This window comes from Actinomadura sp. WAC 06369 (genome assembly GCF_003947565.1).
In the GTDB taxonomy this organism is placed as follows: Bacteria; Actinomycetota; Actinomycetes; order Streptosporangiales; family Streptosporangiaceae; genus Spirillospora; species Spirillospora rifamycini.
In genome coordinates this window covers 13,905-33,123 of sequence record NZ_QHJN01000090.1, presented here as the reverse complement: position 1 = coordinate 33,123, position 19,219 = coordinate 13,905, and the positions used below count along the sequence as shown (strand labels likewise).

Sequence of the window (19,219 nt, the reverse complement as noted above, 5' to 3'; positions counted from 1 at the left end):
GCCCCGACTGCCTCCCCGACTGACCCCCACCCGCCAACCCCGCATCGGGGGACGCGCGACTAGAGCCGCGGCAGCACCCGCGCGATCGTCTGCTCCAGTCGCAGCACGGCCATCGGCTCCCCGGCCAAACCCTTGATCGCCGCCAGCAGCTCCCCCAGACCTCCGGGGTAGTCCAGGCACGTCGTGACGATCGCGTAAACGTCCATCCGCGTTTCGGACTGCCGGGGCACCGCGCCGGAGATCTCTCCGCGGACGATCCGCATCACCTGGTTCCGGCCCTGCTCGGTCGCCATCAGCGGCACCTCGCACATGGCGTTCACGACCTCGAACACCGCCTGCGGGGGCACGGGCTCCGGTTCCGGCGGGAACGGCGGCTCGCCCGCCCGGGGAACATCCCCCGCCGCGGCGACGGGATCCGGCGGCCGCTGGACGACCTCCGACCCGGACGGCGCCATCGGACGGCTCCCCGCTCCGGGCACCCGGACCCAGGCGGCGCCCTCGGTCTCCTTCACCGCGATGTCGATCCGCCGGTACTCGTCCGGATCGATCAGTCCGGGCCCGTGCTTGACGACGTCGTCGTGGACCCGCTGCGAGACGACCACGGCCAGCGCCATGCCCGACTCGTTGAGCGCGTCCTTGAACGGCTGCGCGTCCAGGATCCGGAACGCGTGGTTCACCGCCGTCCCGACGACCCCGTTCCCGTCGTGGTGGGCCTCCCCGGTGTGCACCGCCACCCGCAGCCTGATCTTCGCCACCTCAGCGGCGGCCTTGTTGTACCGCCGCAACTCGGCCCTCAACGTGTCGACGGCCGTCGTCAGCAGCGGTTCGGTGCCGACGTCCGCGGAGACGAGCACCATCGCCCCGTCACCGCGATCTTCGCGGTAGCGCTTCTCGAGCCCGACGCCCGCGGCCCGGAGGCCCTCGTCGAGGTGCCGGTACATCGCCTCCCGCATGATCTCCCGGACGTCGTCCGTGCGGGACGCGTCCCCGAACGACGCGATGTCGCACGCGAAGATCGCGCACGTCCCGCGCGGTACCCACCGCTCCGTCACGCCCCCCAGTTCTCCGACGCTCACCACGACCCTCCCTGCCGGAAGACGAAAGCCGCGACCGTCCCGCGGGGGCGGGGCCGGCTCAACGGCGATTCACGTTTTTCCCCTGCGCACGGCCCGTCCATGGAACCGTCCTCAAGAGGCGGCCATATTTCGGGATCGGTATGAGCCAACCGCTTCGCATGCGTTAAGTTTGGGCATCTGGATCTTGTACCGTCGCACCACTGCGCGGTGTGGTCTCGCCCGTGACGAGGAGGCTTGGTGGGAGACAACGGCGACGAAGGTCGATCCATCCTGATCGATGTGAGCGACGTCTCCCTCCGGCAGATCGAGGCTCTGGACGAGACGGTGATCGGCGATGCGCTGAGCCGCCTGCTCGACGACGCGGCGGGCCCGCAATCGGCCGCGGCGGGTTTCGATTCCTTCGTCGACCCCCGGCAGGCGCCGCCGCGCCGCTGATACCGGGACGAAACGGTACGTCCCGTCAGAGCGGAATCGGTTCGATCACGCACTCCAGCAGCCTGCCTTTCTCCGCCTTGATGATTTCCGGATGGTCGCCGCCGAGCAGCCGCGCCAGCACGGCGAGCGGATCCCGCTCCGGGCCGTCCAGGCCGAGGGCCGCACCGATGATCCGGTGGTTGTGGGCGCACGCCAGCGAGTAGGCGTGGTCCGGGCCGTAGCGGCTCTCGAAACGTGCCAGCGTCTCCGCCGAGCGGCTGTGGGCGGCCTCCAGCCTGCCCAGGTTGTAGAGGTCGTGGACGAGGCCGACCGAGCAGCACAGCGAGTAGTAGTGGTTCGGGCCCAGGAGCCGTGTGAGCGCCTGGAGGGTCGTGTCGTCGATCGCCCGCGCGGGCTCGTGACCGCCCAGGGCCCGCAGCGTCACCGTGAGATCGGTGGTGCACGCGTGGGCGAACGGATGATCCCGTCCCATGACCCGGCGGTAGCCGGTGAGGGCCGCTTCGGCCAGGCGGCGGGCGCGGTCGGCGTCGCCCGTCCTGACGCACGCCATGGCGAGGACGCGCCGGGCGGCGAGCGTGTCTTGGTGCCGTTCCCCGAAACGCTGCAAATGCAGGCGGTGCGTGTCTTCCGCGAGCCGGAGCGAATCGGCGTAGGAGCCGAGTTCGCGCAGTGTCGCCGCCTGGCTCATCTCGGCGTGCAGCACGAAAGCGTGATCGGGCGCCAGCGTCTGCTGCATTCCCTCTAGGGCTTCCTGCTGGAGTTGCGCGGCCTCCCAGTACCGGCCCAACCCGTGCAGATCCCGGGCGAGTTGATTCATGGCGAGGAGGGTGCTGCGATGGGACGTACCGAAGTGCGTACGCAAACGTTCGAGCGCGTCCGCGTCGATTTCCTGCGCGCCGCTGAACTCGCCGAGCAGGCGAAGATCGATGCCCACATTGTTGATGACCCGGAATGTCTCCAGCTGTTCCCGGCCGAACATGCGCACCATGCGTTGCAGAGTGTCCTGATCGAAGTTCAGGGCGGCGACGAAATCGCCCTGCAGACGCAGATCGGCGGCCATGCTGTTCGCGGCGAGCAGCGTCGTGATGTTGTCGGGGCCGAAGCGTTCGGCCGTCCGCCGGTAGATGTCGGCGTTGAGCTGCGCGGCCTCCGTGAGATCGCCCAGGGCGCGGAAGACGTTGGCGAGTTCGCGCCCGGTGAGCAGGACCGTCCTGTCGTCCTCGCCCCATTCGGCGCGCCACCGGCGCAGCGCGAGCTCGCCCAGGACCCGGCTCCCCTCGAAGTCGCCCAGCAGGTACAGGTAGCGCATCTGGTCGAGCGCGACCTCGCGGATCTCCGCGGTGGCGCCCGAGATCACCCCGGTCGGCCGCACGTGCGGCGCGATCTGCCGGCGCAGCGGCCAGGTGGACTCGTCGTCCGGTCCGGCGGCGGGGGTCGCCTCGGCGAGGATGCGGTGGACGAGGTTCTGCATCGTCGCCTGGTCCGCCTCGGACAGACGCTGCTGCAGGAGCGCGCGGACCAGGCGGTGGACCTGCGTCCGCGCTCCGTCCTGGTCGTCGTCGAAGCGGCCCAGCGAGTAGCGGGAGATGGCCCGCATGGCGTCCCGCAAGGACTCCGGCTCGTCCAGCGTGGACCGGACCTCCGGCGGAAGCCGGGTGATGGCGCCCGCCCCCAGCAGCTCGACCGCGACCGGCTCGGGGCCGAAGAAGGCCAGCAACTCCAGCAGCCGGCCGGCCTCCGGGGCCTCGGCCCGGAGGCCCTCGAAGGAGATCTCCAGCGCCGCGGCGAGCTCCGGCGGGTAGTCCGGCGGCAGTTCGGCACCGCGCGCGGTCCCCAGGCGCTCGTCGAGCAGCCGCAGGTAGTCCTCGCTCGGACGGCCCGTTGCCGCGTGCCAGGCCGCGACCTGCTCGACCGCCAGGGGCAGGTCGCCGACCCGCGCGGCGAGCCGGTCCGCTTCGGCCGGCCCCAGCGCGGGCGCCCTCCGGCACAGCAGCGCGACGCTTTCCCTGCGCTCGAAGAACCCGACCTCGGCGGTGGAGGTGATGCCGCTCCAGCGCCGGTCGCGCGAGGTGACCAGCACGTGCCCGGTGGGCGTGGACGTGGTGAGGGGACGCCCGCCGGGCGTGACGGGCATCAGCGGGACCATCTCGTCCGGGTCGCCCGCGTTGTCGTAGATCAGCAGCCAGCGGCGGTACGGGCGTCCCTCGCGGAGGGCGTCGAGCACGTGCTCGACCGTCCGGTTGATGTCGTCGCCCAGCGGGGTGCCGAGGATCCTGGCGAGCTCGGCGAGCGAGGACCGTGCCATCGGCGTCTGCTCCGCGGGGATCCACCAGACGAGGTCGTAGGCGTCCGCGTGCCGGTGGGCGTACTCCACCGCGAGCTGCGACTTGCCCTGGCCGCCCAGGTCGTGCGGCGGCGCGGGCAGCAGGGCCGTGACGAGGCCGGGCAGCCGGTCGCGGACGTCGCGCAGCAACGCGTCCCGGCCGATGAAGTCGGGATTGCGGGTGGGCAGTCCGCCGCCGATGAGCGGTCCGCGGGCCGCGGCCGCCTCCTCCGCCGAGGCGTGCGGCAGCCGCAGCCGCTCCGTCGCGGACGCGGCGGCGGTCCCGTCCGTCGGGCTCGTCCCGGCCGTCGCGACGGCCAGCCGTTCGGCGATGTCACGGTAACGCCCCCCGATCCGCCGCAGCACGTGCGCGGCGACCTGCGCGAACGGCAGGTCGTCCTGGAGGGGGGCGGCGGTCTCCTCGAGGGCGCGGAGCAGCGCGGGGAAGTCGAGCGGCGAGCCGAGGCGTTCCCGGACCACCTCCCAGACCCTGCCCAGGACGCGCAGGGCGTCACCGCGCGTCAGCCCGCTGAGCAGGACGTCCCGGACACCCTCATGGAACTCGTACAGGACGTCTTCCGGTGCCGTGGCGGTACCGGCCGGTTCGCCCGTCCGGTCGGCCCGGCGCATGAGCCCGCCGAGGAAGACCTCTGCCAGGTGCGTGCGGTTCGACTCGGGCAGCATGGCCCGCTGGACCAGCGACATCACCTTCAGCCTCAGCGGGGCGGCGGCGAAGTGGCAGGCCAGCTGGAACGCCATGGGGGACGAGCCGGCGGCGAACCGCCGGACCAGCTCCTGCGCGGACGGCCGCTGCTCCTCCTCCGCGGTCTCCTTCAGCGGGGGCGCGCCGGTGAACACGGCCATGCCGTTGATGCGGCGGGCGCCGCCGCCGACCATCTCCGCCCACGGGCGGAGCCAGCGCGGCGCCATCTCCATGACGGGCACCGCCGTGCCGGGAGGCAGGGGGAACCCGTCGCGGGAGCGGACGTCCAGCCGGACGTTGGGCAGCCCCGCCTGGACGGCCTCGATACGGACGGGTTCGACGGTGGTGCCGCACCGCCACCACAGCCGCTGGGGGAGGGGCTGGACGATCGCCACCGGCCCCACGTCCGCCCAGCGCTCGAGGACGGCGGCGGCGCGGCCGTCGCACCACGCCTGCCCGATGCAGTCGCTGAGGACGAGGACGATCCGCCGGCGGGTCGGGTCGATGAGTTCGTTCGGGTTCCGCACCGACGAGCCCGTGCCCGTCGTCAGCGACAGCGCGTCGTCGTCGCTGTTGAGGTACCACAGGCGGACGTCGCGGAAGGCGCCGAGCCGCTCCAGCACGGTGTGGAACTCGGCGATGATCCCGCCCCAGACCACCATGGAGGCGCTCTGGTCGGCGACGAGGGCGAGGTCGAACTGGCGTTCCGGGGCGGGTTCCATCACCGGCTGCCAGATGCCGGTCTCCGCGATCCACTGCGCCGTCGCCTCCTCGGCGAGGTTCTCCACCGTCCGGGAGGAGGCGTTCTCCCGCAGCGGGCGGAGCGCGCGTCCCAGATCGAGCGCCCCCGGGATCGCGGGCAGGGCCGGTGCCCGCACGATGCCTTCCCCGTCCGTGCCGGGCCGGGCCAGGTGCAGGGCCGCCTGCGGTGACGCGGTGACGGAGCGGAAGCTCTCCGGGGGAGCGGCGGGCTCGGGGGCGGCCGGGGCGGCCGGCTCCGGCTCGGGAGGAACCGCGTGGTCGCCGTCGCGCTCGGCGACCTCCCGGACGGCTTCGGCGTGCGCCGCACGGGGCGGGAGGAGCCGGGCCAGCCACAGGGCGTCGGCCAGTTCCCGGGCGGTCGGAGGGGGATCGAGTCCGGCGAGCGCCTCGATCACCTCATCGAGGCGCCGGTTCATTCCGGCCCGGTCGCGCCCAGCGGGCGCAGGATCGATTCGAGCATCTCCCGCAGGGTCCCGTCGGGCGGGCGGGACCCCGACGTGCACAGGTAGACGGCGTTGAGCAGCTGGTCGGTGGCGAGGTCGCCGTGCTCCCGGCGCCGGAGGAACTCGTTGATGAGGTCGGTGCTGGCGTCGCGGGCGTCGCCGCCGAAGTGCGCCTCGACGATCTCGGCGAGCCGCCGGAAGTCGGGCGGTTCGATCACGAGCCGGAGGCAGCGGCGCAGGAACGCCGGCGGGAACTCGCGCTCGCCGTTGCTCGTGATGATGACCAGCGGGAACTCCGTGCACTGCACCTTGCCCCGGGTGACCGGCACGCGCTCGTTGCCGTTGGCGAGCATGACGTCGACGACCTCGTCCTCCTCCGGGAGGCGCTCCAGCTCCGGGATGTCGAAGCCGCCCTCCTCGAAGACGTTCAGCAGGTCGTTGGGCAGGTCGATGTCGCTCTTGTCGAGCTCGTCGATCAGCAGGACGCGGGGGCGGTCCCGGGGCAGCAGCGCGGTTCCGAGCGGCCCCAGCCGGATGTAGCGGCCGATGTCCGGAGCCGTCGCCGCCGAGTGCGGCGCGACGGCCCGGCGCAGGCTCGTCTCGTGGAGCCGCCCGATCGCGTCGTACCGGTAGAGCCCGTCCCCGAGCGCGGCGCGGCTGGTGATCGGCCAGTAGAGCACGGACCCGAGCCCGAGTTCGTGGGCGACGTGGTAGGCGAGCGTCGACTTCCCGGTACCGGGCTTCCCGGTCACCAGCAGCGGGCGCCGCAGATGCAGCGCCACGTTGACCATGGTGACGACGTTCTGGTCCGGCCGGTACGACGCCGCCCGCTGCTGGGCGCCCGGGCCCGGGCCGGGTCCCGCGACGTTCCGCGTGAACCGCCGCCAGGGAGGAGGTTCCGGCAGGTCCCGCAGACCGTCATGGGGCGTGCCATCGCCGCGATAGACCAGCCAGCCGCCGGCCTCCCGGTCCGGAACCGCTCGCTTCGTCACGACAACCTCCTCGTAGCATCACTGGGCGGGCGCCTTCAGCCGTCCGTGCGGCTCGGGGAACCGGTCCGCGTCGTCGAAGAGCAGCGTCAACTGCAGGCCGAGATGCTCCCCGCCGGGGTCCCGGCCGTGGGACGCCACCGCCTCCCGCCGCAGCTTCAGCACGCTGTCGGGCAGCGCCATCACGCCCGAAGCCGTCAGCTCGCGGATCTCCATGGCGTACCGGTCGGGGGTTCGGCCGCCTCGGCACCAGGCGATGACGGGCGCGCCCGCCTGCAGGGCGATGCGCAGTTCGTCCGCCGCGCCCGCACCGTCCGCACGCGGGGGGAAGGCCAGCGCGAGGCATACGGTCGGTGGGTCGGACAGCAGCATGCTGTACAGGCTTTCGCTCAGATACTCGCCCGGTTGTGTCATCAGGCACACTTCCGCGTGATGCGGATTCTCACGCAGCCAGCTCCACATGCGCCGCCATGCGGGGTGATAGTTCGGTTTCTGGATGCGGTCCAGACTCCGCACGACGACCGGGTGCTCGATGCCGAGCCGTCGCTCCAGCCCGTCCACGGTGATGCGCAGCTGGTCCAGGGACTGCACGCCGAGCAGGTTGAGCGGGAGAACGAACTCCAGCGTCAGTTCCGACATCGGCGGCCGGTTGACGACCTGCGGATCCTCCGTGAGGAGAGCGGCGACGAGCGCCGGCAGCTCCGTGACGGGCATCGGGCGCTCGTCGTCGCAGCGGAGCGTCACGCCGTGGCCGTCCTCGGACTGCAGCCACGCGGAGATCAGGTACTCGTCGGGCGTCACCCCGTCGGGCCGGCACGCGATGACCAGGTACATGCGGGGACGTTCCCGCACCCGGGCGGCGCGTTCCCTGCGCGCCCGGATCACGTAGGCGACGCCGAGCCGCTCGGCCGCGCGCTCCACCCAGCTGAGCAGCCGGTTCCGCACCGGCCCGCCGCTCTCGACCGCGAGCCGCTCGACGAAGTTCAGCAGCGGCGGCACCCCGTCCTCGTCGACGGTGAACTCCTCCAGGGCGTCCAGGACCGGCCAGACGTCCCCGGTGTCGAACGCCACCGAACCGGGCGGCTCGGCGACCGTCCAGAACAGGTCTCTGACGACCTCGGGACGCAGCGCCCCGGGCTCCGCGTTCTTCAGGACTTTGAGCAGTTCGTGGACCACCCGCCGTTCCCCGGCTTCCAGCAATGGTTCCGGGACCAGCGCGTATCCGAGTCGGCGAACTGCTTCGAAGGTGCTGTTGCCGGTGTGGAATCGTTCGACGACCTGCAAGAACGCATGGAATGCTCCGGTCTGCTCCAGGCAGCCCTCGACCAGGCCCCACAGGTCCTGGAAGTCGCGCTCGTCCCGCCGCACCGGCAGGGCGATTCCCAGTTCTTTCCGGACGATCGACAGGTAGAGGTCGCGGACGCTCTGTTTCTGCAGTGCGTCGAGGCGCCACAGCGCCTCGACGAGGCGCTTGACGTCGTCCTGACTCAGCCCCGATGCCACTGGCCGGCCACATCCTTTCGGCTGCCGAACGATCACGTGTGGTCGTCGGATGGCCGTATGTTACGTGCTGGTGCGGATCATACGGGTGTCCGATTTCACGGAGAAGGCGGCCGGTGGCGGCGGCGGCCGAAAAGGGCCACTTGACTCGTTTACAGCATGCCCGAAAGTGTTGTTTCGGCCTTTCCTATTCGCGCGTGGTCGTAGGGTCGCGCCTTGCCGCTGAGCGGCATGACGAGCAGCAGGACGCCCAGCGCGGCGAAGACGACGATCGCGGTGGGCCGGGTTCCGAGCCAGGTGATCACGACCCCGCCGCCGAGCGCGCCGAGCGTCGACGGGGCCTGCGCCGCGAGGGTGTTCAGGCTGGCCGCCCGCCCGAGCAGCTCCAGCGGGACGTTCGTGGCCTGGTACAGGTCGCGTGCCACGGTGATGATCGACCCGACGAAGCCGACGCCCGCCCACACCCCGACGAGGACCAGGGGCGAGGTCGTCCACAGGACGGGAAGGAAGAGCAGGAGCGTCCAGCAGAACATCGCGGCGGACGTCACGTGCTTCAGGCCGATCAGCTTGAGCGTCCGGATCGCGATACGGGAACCGAGGATCCCGCCGAAGCCGGATGCGGCCAGAAGTATGCCGATGTAGACGCTGGAAAGCCCCTTGTCCTTCATGATCACGATCATCATGATGACGGTCATCTGGAAAAAGAAGTTGGTGACCGAGAAGACGAGAAGGCTCTGGCATAAGAAACTGTCGCCGCGTATCCATCGGATGCTGCGCCTGATATCACCGGAGACCCGCGGCCGTTCGCGCCCCCCGCTGCCATGCTTGCCGTCCTGGTCCGTGACGGGCATGGTCTTCTTCAGGTACGTCAGCATCTTCGCGGACGCCGTGCAGATGATGAGGTTGAGCATGAAAGGTAATTTGTGGCTGATGGCATCGGCGATCCCGCCGATGGGCCTGGCCACCAGCAGGGCCACGTGATGCTGCGTCTCGCTCCGGGCGATGGCCTGCGACAGCAGCCTGGTCGGCGCCAGCTGCGGCAGCGCGGCCGTCCAGGCCATCTTGAAGGTCGTGGCGAAGATGCTCTCCAGGGCGATCAGGCACGGAATGCTGATCATGGTGCCGAGCCGCCAGAACCGGCTCAGCACCAAGAGGCTGCAGAGCAGGCCCGCGATCGACAGGCAGCGTCCCCATTGGCTGTACCTCATCACCTGCCACCGGTCGTGGCGGTCGATGAGCACGCCGGCGGGCAGGTGGGCCAGCAGGTTGGGGACGGCCCCGGCCGCCGCGATCAGGCCGGCGTAGAACGGCGACCCGGTGAGGTGCAGGGCCAGCAGGGGGCCGGCGGTCGACGTGCACGCCCCGCCGGCCCGCGACACCGCGGACACCGCGAGGAAGATGCGGAGATTACGTGGAAGCCGGGCCGGGGCGTCTGCTGCGGCTTGGTCGCAGACCGCGGCCTCGGTCACGTGCAAGCCCTCTCGCCCTATGTGGTCGCACTGCCATGACCAGCAAGGTTGCGAGTAGGAGGCATACCTCTAGCTGAGAAGTTCCAAATGAGATCAACCTGGAGAGCCACCTGCTCCGGCAGTACCGCGATGCTAACGGTTTGCACGTGCAGTGAGGGTGGGAACGATAAAAATGTCCGCCCGATTATGGCCGCGTCATGGCAAGGTGAGGACAGAACTCCTGGAACCGGACTTTAGGCTTACTTCGCGTATCCGCTGAACGCCGGTAAGTGATCAATAATGGCCTCCGCCGCGCCGCCGCGCCGCCGCGCCGCCGCAACGGCGCCGACGGTGCGCGCCTTGGCCGGACGGCGGGGGACGGCGAGCGTCAGCCGTGCGAGATCGCCGGAGTGAAGGCGTCGAATCCCGCCGCGGCGATCTCTCCGAGCGCCGGGTCCAGAACCTCGCGCAGCGCCATGGCGATGGAGGACTGCGGAAGGTCTTCGAGCTGGCTGAGGGTGAGGTCCGAAACGTCGATCGGATCGGCGCGGAACGCGGTCACCTGGTCGTTCACACTGCCTCCTCGGCGCGGGACGGCTCATGACGTGGCGGGTGCTCGCCGCCCGGGGTCGAGCACCTGCCCGATCGCGGGCGTTATGTCCAGCATGTCACGTATTGCGGGATATGGCCATGGTGTGGTCGCGTGAGGCGAGGCAGCCGCCGGCCATGCTCCTTTACGGTCGGCAGAAAACCCCCGATAAGGAGTGCAGGTAAGTAGATGACCAGCCGATGGCGGCATTCTGTGACGCGTGACCTATTCCGTGGCCCATCCCAATGGGATATTACGGTGTGTGCGCCCGGAAACCATGCAGTGTCACATATGAGGCAGGGGTATACGCATGTCACTTCCGATGTCCGCCAGGATCGGGCGTGCGACGGAGCCGACGCCCAGGGTGTGGGGCAGGGTGCCGGGCCGGAACATCAACTTCACCGGCCGGGAAGAGCTGCTCAACAGGTTGCGTGCCGGCATTTCCGGCCAGGTGACCGCCGTCGTGCCGCACGCGCTCCAGGGTTACGGCGGTGTCGGGAAGACGCAGATGGCGGTCGAGTACGCGCACCGCTTCAAGGCCGACTACGACGTCGTCTGGTGGATCCCCTCTGACCAGCCATCCCTGGTACGCCCGACCCTGGCCGCGCTGGCGCCCCACCTCGGGCTGCCGCCCGTCGGCACGATGGGGGTCGAGGAGGCCGCCAACGCGGTGCTGGACTGCCTCCGCAGGGGCGAACCGTACTCGCGCTGGCTGCTGATCTTCGACAACGCCGACCAGCCCGAGGATCTTCGCGACTACGTGCCGCAGGGCGACGGCCACGTCATCATCACGTCGCGCAACCCCCGCTGGGACACCGTCGCCCGAACCGTCCCGGTGGAGGTCTTCACCCGCAAGGAGAGCATCGAGTTCCTCGGCAAGCGCGTGTCCCGCACGATCAGTCGCGAGGACGCCGACCGGCTGGCGGACGAACTGGGCGATCTGCCGCTCGCCCTGGAGCAGGCGGGCGCTCTGCAGGCCGAGACGGGCATGACCGTCACGGAGTACCTCCGGCTCCTGAAGGAGCGCGCGAGCCAGCTGCTGGCCGAAGGCAAGCCCACCGAGTACCCGGTTTCCATGACCGCGGCCTGGAAGCTGTCCGTGGACAGCCTCGCCGACAAGCTTCCCGAAGCGGTGGAGTTGCTGCGCTGCTGCGCCTTCTTCGGGCCCGAACCGATCCCCCGGGACGTCTTCACCCGGGTGCCCGAAGGGATCGGGCAACCGCTGGCCGGTCTCTTGAAAGATCCGATCAGGCTCTCCCGCGCCCTGGGCGAGCTCGGCCGCTACGCGCTCGCCCGTGTCGAGTCGAAGAGCCGCACCATCCAGGTGCACCGCCTGATCCAGGCGCTGCTGCGCGACGAGATCGCGGCGCCGGTCCGGCAGCGCATCCGCGACGACGTGCACCGGCTGCTGGTGGAGGCGGCGCCGCTGGAGGTCACGCCGCCGACCTGGCCGCGCTACGCGGAGCTCCTCGGGCACATCGTTCCGGCCGAGGTGAGCGAGAGCCAGGATCCGAAGGTCCGCGACTTCGCCGTCAAGATCGTCCAATATCTCTACAACTCCGGGGACTACTCGCTGGGCCGCCGCGTCGCCGAACTCTTCCTCGACCGGTGGGTCGCCGACACCCCCGAGGGAGATCCCCAGGTCCTCCGGCTCAGGTTCTATTTCGCGAACGTGCTGCGCGCCCTCGGCGACTTCGGCGCCGCCTTCGACATCGACAAGGTCGGCTTGGAGCAGGCGGAGAGAGTCGCCGGATCCGAGTACGAGATCGCCCTTCGCTTCCGCAACACCATCGGCGCCGATCTGCGTGCGAGCGGCGACTTCAGGGAGGCGAGGGAACGCGACCTCGCGTCCTTGGACCTTTACGAGCGCGTGTTCGGCCCCCACAATTTCGCCACGTTGCAGTTGGTCAACAACCTTGCGCTCGACTACGGGCTCAACAGCGACTACGAGCGGGCCAAGGAGCTGCACGGGCGGGCGTACGCCGGGTTCACCCGGATCTCGGACGTCGACCCCTCGACGAACATCCTGAACGCGTGGAACGGGCTGGCGCGGGCCGCGCGGCTGTGCGGGGACTACGCGGAGGCGTGCGACAGCGGTGAGGACGTGTACGCCTACGGCGTCAACGAGCTGACCGCGGAGCACCCGTGGACGATGCGTGCGGGGACCGACCTCGCCATCGCCTACCGGCGGCTCGGGGAGAACCTCGAGGCGGCGCTCGAGATGTCCCTGGACGTGCACGCGAAGTTCGTCCGGCTGTACGGGTTGAACCACCCGGACACCCTCGCGGCGGCGATGGCCCTGTCGAACGTCCAGCGGACGATGGGGGAGGTGGCGGACGCGTACGAGCTGGCGGCCGACACGGTGCGCAGGTACCCGCGGGCGTACGGGCCCGAGCACCCCTACAACTACGGCGCGATGGGCAACCTGGCGGTCCTGCTGCGGGTGCGCGGCGACGTCGCCGGTGCCCGGACGCTCAACGAGCGGGCGGTCGCCGGGCTGCGGAACGTGCTCGGGGAGGACCACCACTACGCGCTGACGATCGCGGCGAACCTGGCCAGCGACCTGGTGGAGCTGGGCGAGGTCGAGGACGCGTGCCGGCTGGGCGAGGACACGCTGCGGCGGCTGCGGCGGACGATGGGCGAGCGGCACCCGATGACGCTGGCGTGCGGGGCGAACCTGTCGGTCGACCTGGAGGCGGTCGGGCGGGGGGACGAGGCGGCGAAGCTGTACAAGGAGACGATGGACGCCTACGTCCACACGCTCGGGCTCGAGCACCGGGACGCGATCGTGGCGGCGGAGCGTCGCCACCTGGACTTCGACTTCGACCCGCCGCCGATCTAGAGGCCCTGCAGCGCCGGCGGGGCGCCGTGGGCGGCGCGCCAGGCCGCAAGGTGGCGGTCGGCGGCGTCGCGGCCGAGGGCCAGGGCGTCGGCCGGGACGGGCTCGTCCAGCCAGGGGGCGAGGGTCTCGGCCATCCCGGCGACGAAGCGCTCGCCGTCGGGGGTGAGGTCGCCGGTGGCGGCGAGGGTGCGCAGGACCAGGTCCGTGGCGGCGCGCCAGCGGGCGAAGTCGGCGTGGGCGCGGAGCGCCGGCTCGCCGGTCTCGTGGTGGCGCTGGACGCGCCAGAACCCGGCGATGCCGAGGTGCGCGTACGCGCCCTGGAGCAGGCCGGGGACCGGACGGGGGTCGGTGCGCCAGGGCGCGTAGTAGCGGGTGCCGTCGTCGGGGCGGGTCAGCGGGACGACGTCGAGCAGGCCGGTGAGCTTGGTGTGCTGGACCTCGTGGGCGAGGGTGACGGCGAGGAAGAGCGGGTCGGGCGGGGTGGACAGGCCGATGTTGCCGAACGCGTGCTTCGGGGTGGCGCTGGACTGGCCGTGCTCCGGGGCGACCAGCGGGGTGAGGACGGTGAGGGCCGCGGCGGTCTCGGCGGCCACGGTCGGGTGGTGCAGATCCAGGATCCGCCGGGCCCGGACGAGCGTCTCCCGCCAGTGGTCGAGTTCCGCGGGCGTGAGGCGGCGGGGGAGGGCGGTGCCGCCGGGCATCCGGTCGGGGTCGTGGTCGTCGAGGAGGAGGCCGCCGGGGAGGCGGCGGACGGCCTGCCAGCCGGGAGCGTCCTCGTGCGGGTCCGGCGGGATCCGCAGGGTGTCCGCGCCCGTGCCGATCACGGCGCCCCCGCCGTCCACGCGCACGAGGTCGCCGGGGACCGGCGCGCGGCCCAGGGACGGCAGGACGATCGCGCCGTCGCGGTCGGGCACGTGGATCGCGCAGGGGTGCCCGGCGCGGACCGCGGCGGCCGCGGCGAGGGCGGCGAACTCCTCCGGGTCGGCGGTGCCCGCCTCCCGTCCGGTGAGGACGAGGAGGGTGCGGCGGGCCCACTCGCCGACGGTCGGGTACCGCAGGACGGCCTCGACGGCCCGCGGGTCCTCCTCCTGGATGCGGGCGAGCAGGTCGTAGGCGGCGAGCGCGCCCGGATGCCCGGTGTCCCGGATGCCGCGCAGGAGCAGGAGGCGCTTGCTGTACTGCGCCCGGTTGAGGAGGCCGACGGCTTCGGCGCCGCCCCCTCCCGCGGCGAGGGCGAGGAACATCTCCTCGGGGATCTCGTGGCGGGTGAGGATCATGTGGCCCTCCGTTTGATGTCTTCCACGTCGCGCGCGACGACGTCCCGGATGTGGGTGATGAGCCGGAAGAGGTCGCGGCTGTAGACGGAGGGGTTCGCGAAGCCGGTGCCGGAGCGGTAGCGGTGCGCGTAGAGGCCGCCGCCGCAGACGCGGTGGACGGGGCAGGCGCGGCACTCGGCGGAGAGGGCGCGGCGGCCGATCTGGCGGGCGGCGATGGCGGGGAGCATGAGGGCCGCGTCGAACGGGTCGCGCCGCGTGTGCAGGGCCGTGCGGGCCGCGCCCTCGTACGCCGACTTGAGCGTGTCGACCTGTTCGATGCTCCCGTCCGTCTCGACGACGGCGACCGCGACGGGGGAGAGGCCGATGGACTCGCTGTGCGAGGGGCGGCCGAGCAGCAGCCGGATGATCTCGGAGAACAGCCGGACGCGGGTCTCCCGGACGGGGGCGTGGTACCAGCGGTCGAAGACGGCGGTGAGCCAGTCGGCGTACGGGGTGCCGTCGGCGGGGAGGCCGGGGGGCGGCTCCTCCCAGTTGCCGTGGGGGAGCAGGAAGTCCATCGTCGGGGGGCCGTGGGAGAGCAGGGCCTCGTAGGTGTCCAGCGGATCGTTGGCGAGGTCGATCGTGCAGAGCAGCCCGCTGAAGAGGTGCCGGTAGGCGGGGGCGGTGAGCCGCTGCAGACCGAGGGTGACGGCGTGGTGGCTGCCGTCGCCGTTCTTGCGGAGCCGGTGCCGGTCGTGGCCTTTCTCGTCGCCGTCGAGGCTCACGCTGATGTGCACGTCGTGCCCCTCGAACAGTTCCAGGAAGGACGAATCGAGGAGGACGCCATTCGTCTGGACGTGGAAGCCGACCGAAACATCCGGAGCGGCTGCCGAATGAATGCTTTTGAGCGCGTATCGGAGCTGGTCCACGCCGGCCAGCAGGGGTTCGCCGCCGTGCAGGATGACGTCGACGCGGGGCAGGCCGTTGTGCCGCGCGTGCTCGGCGATCCGGGCGGCGACCTGGTCGATCGTGGTGCGGGACATGCGGCGGGGCTGCCGCCGCCAGCCCTGGTCCGCCATCTCGTACATGTAGCAGTAATCGCACGCCAGGTTGCAGCGGCTGTGCATCTTCAGCACGAATTGCCGGAACGGCGTCGGGCGCCAGCCCTCTTCCAGGAGAGTCTGGACGTTCAGTGCGGCGGGCCATTCGACGTCCGGTGTCCCGCCCATCGTCACGCTGATCAACTCCCGAAGCGAGAAAGCGGCTGCGCGTTACGATAACCCGGAAATACGGGCGGGTGCACGCATGAAATTCTCAGCCCAGGGCGCGTTCTGCCTGATTCCAGAAATCGATGAGTGCGCCGGCCGTCGTTTCGGGGGCCTCGACGGCGGGGGAGTGGGCCGCGGAGGGGATGACGACCCGGTCCGCGGTGAGCCGTTCGGCCATCGCGGCCTGCGTTTCGGGCGGCCAGGCGTCGTCGTCCTCGCCGTACAGGACGAGCGTGCGCAGCCCGGTGCCGGCGCAGTGTTTGGCCAGTTCGTCGGTGCGGTCGGGGGCGGTGAGCAGTTCGCGCGCCATGCCGATGAGGCCCGCCTCGGACGTGCCGAGCATGCGCCGCTTCAGGAAGTCGACGATGTCCAGCGGGACGCCTTTGGCGATCAGCTCGGGTTCCATGCTGATGTCCCAGATGGCTTGCATGCCCATCTCGGGAAGGGCGTCGCGGAGGGCGGCCGCGCGGGTGCCGGTCGGTCCGGAAATGGCGGCGGGGCCCGACCCCATCAGCGTGTAGGAGGCGGGCCGGGCCCGGTCGGCGAGGACGGCCTCGCGGGTGACGAGCCCGCCGAACGAGTGCCCGACGAGGTGCACGGGGTCGGGGCCGAGGACGTCCAGCAGCGCGGTGACGTCCTCGCCGAGGGAGGCCCGGCCGTAGCCGGACGGGTCGTCGGGGCCGGGCGTCTCGTACTGGCCGCGGAGGTCGATCGCGACGACCCGGCGGCCGGACGCGGCGAGGGGCTGCAGGACGGCGAGGAAGTCCTCCTTGCTGCCGGTGTAACCGGGCACCAGCAGGGCGGGGCAGCGCTCGGACACCCCCGAGCCCGGGAGGGCCTCCAGGGCGGCGAAGGGACCGCGGGACGTCTCGATCGTCGTGCGGGCGACGCCGGTGGGCAGTGTCAGGAACCGGGGCGTACTCACGGGGCGCCACCTTACTAAACGGACCTCGGGCCGGGCCTGCCGCGACGGCCCCGCACTGGTAACGTCCACAGCGTGCAACCCAAGCCGGCCGTGTCCGCGCATCGGCGGGACGAGGCGGGGCTGGACGGCCTCCGGGAGGCGGCCGAGTCCGGCGCCGAGTACGTGGAGATCGACATCCGCCGGACGGGCGACGGGCGCCTGGTCGTCCACCACGACGCGACGGTGGGCGGGCTCCCGCTGAAGCGGCTGACGTACGAGCGCGTCCAGGAGCTGTCGCCGCGCCCGGTGCCGCTGGTCGAGGACGCCATGGAGATCATCGCCGGGAAGGCGCGGGGGCATCTGGACCTGAAGGAGCGCGGCTGCGAGCACGAGACGGTCGCGCTGGCGCTGGAGGCGTTCGGCCCGCAGTTCGTCGTGACGACCGGTGAGGTGCCGTCGCTGGTCGAGATCAAGGCGCGGTTCCCGCAGGCGATGACGGCGCTGTCGGTCGGCCGGAACCTGTGGGAGCGGGGCGCGGCGCACAACTTCGCGCCGCTGCCGCTGATGCGCCGCGCGGGCGCCGACATGGTGGCGCTGAACCACCGGCTGGCGCGGGTCGGCGTGCTGCGGCAGTGCGCGCGGGCCGGGTTCCCCGCCATGATCTGGACGGTGAACGCGGAGCCGGTGATGCGCCGCTTCCTGGGCGATCCGCGGGTGGCCGTCCTGGTGACGGACCATCCCGCGAAGGCCCTGAGTCTGCGGGACGGCTGAGCGGCCGTCCGCGCCGCGGACCGCGACCGCGAAGCGGGTGCCTCGCGGTCGCCGGACCTTCCGGGGCCGGTCGGCCCCGGTCAGGCGGTCTGCGACTCCGTCGACTCCGCGACCGGCTTGCCGCCGCGGGTGCGGCGCCGGGTGCGGCTCCGCTTCCGCTCGGTGGCGACGGCGTCGACGACGTTGTCGTCCTTCGGCGCCGCCTGCTCGACCGGTTTGCCGCCGCGGGTGCGGGTCCGGTTGCGCTTGCGGCGCGGCGGCCGCGGACGCTCCCGCTCGTGCGGGGCGCCGGTGCTGCGGGCCTTGCCGGTCTCGCCGATGTCCTCGAGCTCCTCGGCGTCCAGCCCGGCCCGGTCGTTGCGCTTCTCCTTCGGCAGCCGGCCCTTGGTCCCCGCGGGGATGCCGAGCGCCTCGAAGAAGTGCGGCGACGTCGAGTAGGTCTCCTCCGGCGCCGCGAACGGCAGGTCGAGCTGACCGTTGATCAGCTTCCACCGGGTGAGGTCGGACCAGTCGACGAGCGTGACGGCGACGCCCTCCTTGCCCGCGCGGCCGGTGCGGCCGATGCGGTGCACGTAGGTGTCGGCGCTGTCGGGGCACTCGTAGTTGACGACGTGGGTCACGTCGTCGACGTCGAGGCCGCGGGCCGCCACGTCGGTGGCCACCAGCACGCCGATCTTGCCGTTGCGGAACGCGCGGAGCGCGCGCTCGCGCTGGCTCTGCCCGAGGTCGCCGTGCACGGCGGCGGCGTCGAACCCGCGCTGGGCGAGGTCGGACGCGACGCGGTCGCACGCGCGCTTCGTCTGGCAGAACACCATCGTCAGCCCGCGGCCCTCGGCCTGCAGCAGCCGCGCCAGCATCTCCGGCTTGTCCATCTGGTGGGCCTGGAAGACGTGCTGGACGACCTGCGGCGTGGCCTCGGACTCGCTGTGCGCCTCGGCGCGCACGTTCGTCGGCCGGGTCAGGTAGCTGCGCGACAGCGCGACGATCTCGCCCGGCATGGTGGCCGAGAAGAGCATCGTCTGCCGGACGTCCGGGACCTTCTTGATGATCCGCTCGATGTCGGGCAGGAACCCGAGGTCGAGCATGCGGTCGGCCTCGTCCAGGACGAGGACGCCGATCTCGGAGAGGTCGAGGTGCTTCTGCTTGACGAGGTCGAGCAGCCGGCCGGGCGTGCCGACGACGACGTCGACGCCGTCGCGCAGGGCCGAGATCTGCGGTTCGTACGCGCGGCCGCCGTACACCGACAGCACGCGGGTGCCGAGCTTGCCGCCGGCGACCAGCAGGTCGTCGGTGACCTGCAGGGCCAGCTCGCGGGTCGGGGCGACGATCAGCGCCTGCGGCTTGCGGCCGCCGTGCCGGATGCGCTGCAGGACGGCGATGCCGAACGCGAGCGTCTTGCCGGTGCCCGTGCGGGCCTGGCCGATGATGTCGTGCCCGCCCAGCGCGATCGGCAGGGCGAGCTCCTGGATCGGGAACGCTTCCACGATGCCCTCGGTCTCGAGGGCGTCTGCTATCTCGGGGACGACCCCGAGGTCACGAAAGGTAGTCAGGGCTTTCAGCCTCCAATATGCGGGGTCCTCGCTCCCCGGTGCGGCGCGGCGCGGCGCCCGGGCCGGCCGGCTGCCGACGGGCGGGACGGTCGCGGGCCCTGTCATCCGAAGACAGGACGGGCCTCGGGCGGGCCGCACCGTCCGGGCGTGCCCGCCGGTCGCTTCCTGTGGCCGCGCGCTCGCGCGGGAGGGACCAGCCGTCAATCAAATTACTCGGCGACCGCAGTCAGGGGTTGAAAGCAGTCACTCACTGTGGCTGCGTGCGGTCACACTCCGCGACGCAGTGTACCGACCGTTGATTGCCTACACCAATAGCCGATCTCTTCACCCAACGCCGGGGATGCGGAAGGTATTCCCCGG

General features: G+C 71.5%; 13 protein-coding genes. 3 read left to right on the top strand and 10 right to left on the bottom strand.

The features are described from left to right. Window positions 1-59 precede the first annotated feature (59 nt). Window positions 60-1,076 carry an effector-associated domain 2-containing protein gene (locus DMH08_RS23465; protein ID WP_125617731.1) on the bottom strand — a complete coding sequence of 339 codons (1,017 nt, stop codon included), beginning with the start codon at window positions 1,074-1,076 and terminating at the stop codon, window positions 60-62. 237 nt (window positions 1,077-1,313) lie between these two features. Here DMH08_RS23465 and fxsA point away from each other — a divergent pair, with 237 nt between their 5' ends. Further along, window positions 1,314-1,511, top strand: coding sequence for an FxSxx-COOH cyclophane-containing RiPP peptide (gene fxsA / locus DMH08_RS23460; RefSeq protein ID WP_158642378.1), 198 nt, complete (start codon window positions 1,314-1,316; stop codon window positions 1,509-1,511). Window positions 1,512-1,536: 25 nt separating this feature from the next. Here fxsA and fxsT (DMH08_RS23455) read toward each other — a convergent pair whose 3' ends face one another. The 5 genes from fxsT (DMH08_RS23455) to DMH08_RS23435 all read right to left on the bottom strand — a co-directional run bounded on the left by fxsT (DMH08_RS23455) (window position 1,537) and on the right by DMH08_RS23435 (window position 10,253). Continuing rightward, the gene (fxsT, locus tag DMH08_RS23455) at window positions 1,537-5,715 is read right to left on the bottom strand and encodes an FxSxx-COOH system tetratricopeptide repeat protein (RefSeq protein ID WP_125617727.1); all 4,179 of its coding nucleotides are present in this window, start codon (window positions 5,713-5,715) and stop codon (window positions 1,537-1,539) included. Next, window positions 5,712-6,734: an AAA family ATPase gene (locus DMH08_RS23450; protein WP_199747964.1), complete on the bottom strand. Its 1,023-nt coding sequence runs from the start codon at window positions 6,732-6,734 to the stop codon at window positions 5,712-5,714. Before DMH08_RS23450 ends, fxsT (DMH08_RS23455) begins: the two co-directional genes overlap by 4 nt. Window positions 6,735-6,752: 18 nt before the next feature. Further along, complete coding sequence (locus DMH08_RS23445) at window positions 6,753-8,234, bottom strand: VMAP-C domain-containing protein (RefSeq protein ID WP_125617725.1); 1,482 nt, start codon at window positions 8,232-8,234, stop codon at window positions 6,753-6,755. A 149-nt stretch (window positions 8,235-8,383) separates the two neighbouring features. Beyond that, window positions 8,384-9,700, bottom strand: coding sequence for an MFS transporter (locus DMH08_RS23440; RefSeq protein ID WP_158642377.1), 1,317 nt, complete (start codon window positions 9,698-9,700; stop codon window positions 8,384-8,386). Window positions 9,701-10,067: 367 nt separating this feature from the next. Beyond that, window positions 10,068-10,253 (bottom strand): hypothetical protein, encoded by a 186-nt coding sequence (locus tag DMH08_RS23435; protein WP_125617721.1) that lies wholly within the window; start codon window positions 10,251-10,253, stop codon window positions 10,068-10,070. A 391-nt stretch (window positions 10,254-10,644) separates the two neighbouring features. On the opposite strand from DMH08_RS23435, the gene fxsT (DMH08_RS23430) reads away from it, so the two are divergent. Next, window positions 10,645-13,110: an FxSxx-COOH system tetratricopeptide repeat protein gene (gene fxsT, locus DMH08_RS23430; protein ID WP_233617760.1), complete on the top strand. Its 2,466-nt coding sequence runs from the start codon at window positions 10,645-10,647 to the stop codon at window positions 13,108-13,110. On the opposite strand, the gene DMH08_RS23425 is transcribed toward fxsT (DMH08_RS23430), so the two are convergent. The 3 genes from DMH08_RS23425 to DMH08_RS23415 form a co-directional block, all read right to left on the bottom strand. After that, the gene (locus DMH08_RS23425; RefSeq protein ID WP_125617717.1) at window positions 13,107-14,387 is read right to left on the bottom strand and encodes an HEXXH motif domain-containing protein; all 1,281 of its coding nucleotides are present in this window, start codon (window positions 14,385-14,387) and stop codon (window positions 13,107-13,109) included. The two genes, fxsT (DMH08_RS23430) and DMH08_RS23425, sit on opposite strands and share 4 nt — an antisense overlap. Beyond that, window positions 14,384-15,601: an FxsB family cyclophane-forming radical SAM/SPASM peptide maturase gene (locus tag DMH08_RS23420; RefSeq protein ID WP_325052944.1), complete on the bottom strand. Its 1,218-nt coding sequence runs from the start codon at window positions 15,599-15,601 to the stop codon at window positions 14,384-14,386. Before DMH08_RS23420 ends, DMH08_RS23425 begins: the two co-directional genes overlap by 4 nt. A 79-nt stretch (window positions 15,602-15,680) precedes the next feature. After that, window positions 15,681-16,559, bottom strand: a complete 879-nt coding sequence (locus tag DMH08_RS23415) for an alpha/beta fold hydrolase (protein WP_026401291.1) — start codon at window positions 16,557-16,559, stop codon at window positions 15,681-15,683. Between the two features lie 72 nt (window positions 16,560-16,631). Here DMH08_RS23415 and DMH08_RS23410 point away from each other — a divergent pair, with 72 nt between their 5' ends. Next, complete coding sequence (locus tag DMH08_RS23410; protein WP_026401290.1) at window positions 16,632-17,309, top strand: glycerophosphodiester phosphodiesterase; 678 nt, start codon at window positions 16,632-16,634, stop codon at window positions 17,307-17,309. Between the two features lie 80 nt (window positions 17,310-17,389). On the opposite strand, the gene DMH08_RS23405 is transcribed toward DMH08_RS23410, so the two are convergent. Continuing rightward, window positions 17,390-18,793, bottom strand: coding sequence for a DEAD/DEAH box helicase (locus tag DMH08_RS23405; protein ID WP_051300318.1), 1,404 nt, complete (start codon window positions 18,791-18,793; stop codon window positions 17,390-17,392). Window positions 18,794-19,219: the final 426 nt, after the last annotated feature.

Coding starts and splice junctions, on each gene's coding strand:
- fxsT (WP_125617727.1), bottom strand. CDS start 5,715: ATGAACCGGCGCCTCGATGAGGTGATCGAGGCGCTCGCCGGACTCGAT.
- DMH08_RS23425 (WP_125617717.1), bottom strand. CDS start 14,387: ATGATCCTCACCCGCCACGAGATCCCCGAGGAGATGTTCCTCGCCCTC.